2 protein-coding genes are annotated in these 1594 nt (G+C 55.7%); both read left to right on the top strand.

Annotated features, from left to right (window positions below):
- The coding region (locus H512_RS27260; RefSeq protein WP_210162730.1) for a hypothetical protein at nt 1–432 on the top strand (432 nt) is incomplete at its 5' end.
- A gap of 69 nt (nt 433–501) precedes the next feature.
- On the top strand, nt 502–852 hold the full coding sequence (locus H512_RS27965; protein WP_425414195.1) for a 4-fold beta flower protein: 351 nt from the start codon (nt 502–504) through the stop codon (nt 850–852).
- Nucleotides 853–1594 lie beyond the last annotated feature (742 nt).

Here is a 1594-nt window from a genome sequence, read left to right as displayed (position 1 = left end):
ATATTTAGAGGGATTGAAAGACTGATGCTTCCGAAACTGCCCAAAACGAGAAAAGAAGCACTGGAAGAAGTGCGCCAGTATCGACTGGACCACCCACGTCCTGTGTCTCCTTGTATCGATCAGACGGAGGCTGACGTGGCAGCCTATTACAAAGCCGCGTCAGCTGGCGCTGCGGCGATCGTGCGCGAGACCCAAGGTGACTGCCTGAGATATACGGTGACCGAAGTTGAGGGCACCGCACCTCGCCTAGGACGCGTCTATATTAAAAATTTCGGAGCGTTCTATGCCAAAACCGGGAAGAACTGCTTCCACCCGAAGGGACAAACCCGACTTGTCGTTCCGACTGAGGCGATCTCAGCCTGGATAGCGGAGCATCCACTCGGAGAGTTTGGCGTCCAGTATTGGAAGTCTCAGAATGGAGCTATTCTTTGACTAGTGCGGCCCCAAGGTGCGGGTGCTGGCGAGGGTTACGCTCCCCTCGCAGTGTATTGGAGAAACGACATGCAGCCTCTCTACGATAGCCGTGGAAGCGTCCATGGGTGGGTTGACCTCGACACCGGCCGGATCATCAACCGCCATGGGCAGCATATCGCCTTCATTCGAGGAGATAGCATTTATGACTGGCATGGCCATCATGTGGCGTGGTGGCATGACGATCATGTACGGGATCGCAATGGGAGGGTCGCTCTTTTCCTCCGGGGGGCATCCGGACTGGGGCCGGCCATTCCAGCCCTTGGGGCTGTTCCTGCCCGGCCGGCCATTCATGCTGTGCCCGCTATGCCAGCGCTTTCGGCCAAGCCGGCTCGGCCGGCGCGCTCCGCCTCTTGGGCAGCATCGATACCATTCGCATAAGAGCGGCTCCTTATCGAGCGAACCAGCGGGGGCAGTCTGAGTTAGGATTATCCTTTTGCAATGCCTCTTGATGATTTCGAAGCATCCATAGGCAGAATTCGTCAGCTGCATCAGCCGCGTCCAGGCTATCAGGAATCAAATAACTCGCCCTGACGGCTTCCCTCATGACAATTCTGACTCCGGTGCTTGAATACACGTCTTTGTAATTCACACGGGTTGTCTCGTCAGCAGCTAGATTTACGCCATTCGTGAGGATGGCCGTCTGTACAATCCAGAGAAAGTCGTCTCTTTTATTCATAATAATCCCCTTCAATTACCTGACACCGGCAGAAAATGAACCAGAAAAGGAATCCTGTCCGCTAATATCTCACGTCACGGTGCAGAGCTTTCCACGAAAAGAAGACATAGCGCGTTTCCAACGTGACAGAGGGCATCCCTAAGAGCCGACGGGCGTATTGGGTATGACAGATGTGAAGACTTTTCCATGACCCGAGAGCTTCTTCTAAGAGCAGGGATCTCTGGTAAAGGATAGGGCTTCCGGTGAGCGAGGGGCGGCACCATGGGGTTTCTGAAATCACCGTTGGGGGCGGCCCTGGCCGTGTTCTTGACGTTGTTTGTCGGAAGCTCGGCCCTGCTCAACCGGGTCATTCCGACGACCTGCAGGGATGGCTGGCACTCACCGTCAATCGGCGTCGAGGCGCCTGTTCATGGCACGGCGGCGTAACTGACCATGGCAAAGGGG

It is taken from the genome of Pleomorphomonas koreensis DSM 23070 (assembly GCF_000425185.1).
Lineage (GTDB): Bacteria > Pseudomonadota > Alphaproteobacteria > Rhizobiales > Pleomorphomonadaceae > Pleomorphomonas > Pleomorphomonas koreensis.
This window is presented reverse-complemented; position numbering and strand designations above follow the sequence as displayed.

Coding starts and splice junctions, on each gene's coding strand:
- H512_RS27965 (WP_425414195.1), top strand. CDS start 502: ATGCAGCCTCTCTACGATAGCCGTGGAAGCGTCCATGGGTGGGTTGAC.